At 70.8% G+C, this 2,188-nt stretch carries 2 protein-coding genes; both read right to left on the bottom strand.

The features are described from left to right. A partial coding sequence (locus tag AB1609_22000) for a hypothetical protein (GenBank protein ID MEW6049108.1) occupies positions 1 to 1,530 on the bottom strand: 1,530 nt, incomplete at its 3' end. Positions 1,531 to 1,582: 52 nt separating this feature from the next. Next, on the bottom strand, positions 1,583 to 2,188 hold a 606-nt coding region (locus tag AB1609_21995), incomplete at its 5' end, for a PIG-L family deacetylase (protein MEW6049107.1).

Genomic DNA, 2,188 nt, shown 5'->3' with positions numbered 1-2,188 from the left:
GACCTCTTCAATCCGGCGGGTCAGTTGCCGCTTGGGCGCGCCGGGCTGTTGGATGGCAAGGACAAGGCGCTCTTTTTCGGCGGCCAGGGCGCGCAGCGCCTCGGGCGCGCCGGGCGAAACGAAACGCTGGGGGTTGAAACGCAGATCTCGAAGCTGGCGGCGCAACGAGGCCTCGTCTTGCGCTTCGGCGGGTGTTTTCAGATCCAGCGTGAGGCTTGCCGAGGCGACCGCGTAACACGGCGGCTCGACGCCGAAGAACGACCGGATGAGGGCGTCCGTGACCCGGTCGTAGCGCGCCCCGCCCACCCCGTGAACGAACAGATCCGCCACGAAAAGCCGCAGAAACATGGTCAGGGCCGCCGCCCGCGGCCGCAGGGATAGGCGCTCTCGCCCGAGCGCTTCGACAAGCGCCCTCACCGACTCCGGGTCTGCCGGGGTGCCGGGTGGGGGAAGCCGCAGGCCCACATGGGTCACGGGGCCGTCGGCCGTGGACAGCAGCAGACCCGAGCCGGTGCGTTCCACGTGAAGAGCCCGCCGGCGCACGCCCTGGGTGAGCAGCCAGAACGGCAGTTCAACCCGAGCCCCCTCCACCGCCAGGTCCGGGAAGGGGTTGGCCCGGGAACGGATGCCCCGCGCTTTTCGGTAGCGGGCAAGGGTGTCGTTGTGAAGCGTGGCGAAGCGGCCGGCCTGAAGCGCGATGTGGGCAAAGAACAGGCGGAAAGGGCGGGTCTCGGCCAGTTCGCCCATCGGCACCTCGAGATAACACGCCCGCGTGCCGGAAGCGTCTTGTTCCCACCGGTGGCGCAGGGCGGTCACCCATTCGGCCAGATGGCGAGCCGCCGCAAGGCTGCCGCCCCGCGCGCAGGCGGCAAAGGCGCCGAAGCGCCGCAGCAGCACGTCACCTTCCTGCCCCAGGCTGGCCAGCGCCCCTTGGAAGTCGCGCCGGAAAACCTCCCACTGAGCCGCGGATGGCGGCGGGACATGGCAGAAGGGCCGCCCATAACCCACCGGCATGAGCCGCACGGGCCCTGCCTCAAGCCGCCCGCCCTCCCGCCGGGGGGCCGGCGCCGAGAGATCGGGGGCGGTGTCGTAGTCCACGACGACGTTGATGGCAACGGCTCCGGGCAGGCGGCGCGCCACAGCTTCGACCAGGGCGTTTTTGATCAGGATCCCGGGGTGGGCGAAAACGGGCTGGTGCCCGGTCACCACGAAGTAACGGGGAGCCGCCGCGTCGGGCTCCTGTCCGCCAGGGCCCCGCCACAGCCCGAACCGCTCCGCGAAGGACCGCCCGATGGCCAGGGCGGCCTCCCTGGCCGCTCGACGCAGGCTGCCGGCGCTCAACCCGCCCACCTGAAACCTCTGGCTTTCGAGCGCCTGCGCGCCGGCCCGGACGACTTCAATCAGCTCCGGCCCCGAGGGTTCGATGAGGGTCTCACCGGCGGGGGGGATCTCCCAGTCCGACCGCCCCACGGCCTCGGGTTGCTGGCGCACCTGCTCGGCACACGGCGCTGCGGGACGCGTTGAACCCAACGAAACCCCACCTTACACGCCCGGCCATTCGGACCAAGCTGCTACCGGGCTGCTACCAGAGGAGCCGGGCCAGATCCTCCACCCCGACAGGCTCCCGGGACAAAAACGGCTCCCCAAACTCTCTGCCTATCAGCCCGCCGTAGTAGCGATCCCTGACCTCCACGCGGCCGGGAACGGTCCGGCCCGCGTCGTTGGCCTCGAACTGCGAGCGGTAAGCAAGGATGGCCGCCCGCTTCTGCTCGTACACGTCCGACACGTCCACCACGAACGCCACCGGCGGGTGCAGCCTGAGGTGCGTGGCCAGGAAGTAGAAGGTTCGGGGCACCCAGTACGGTGCCCCGGGCAGATCCGTCCGGGTGAGCTTGCCGTAGAAGCGCGCGGCGTCAGTCAGCGCCACGGCCGCAAGATGGTCGGGGTGGGCGTCTTCCCAGTAGTGCGCCAGGAGCAGCCGGGGGCGCAGCAACCGGATGGCCGAGGCCACCAGGCGCCGGTTGTCCACCGAGTCGGACAGGTACCGGTTGGGGAGCGCGAGGGTGACCCGTGCGGCCACGCCCAGGGTGCGCGCCGCCGCGTGGCTTTCCTGGTGGCGCTTTTCCGGGGAGCCGTGCGGGGTCGGCTCGCCGTTGGTAAGGTCGAGGATGGCCACGCCCAGCCCGCG

This window comes from Bacillota bacterium (assembly GCA_040754675.1).
Classification (GTDB): Bacteria; Bacillota; Limnochordia; order Limnochordales; family Geochordaceae; genus Geochorda.
Note: the sequence above shows the minus strand (reverse complement) of the source record. Positions and strands in the feature narration are given on the sequence as shown.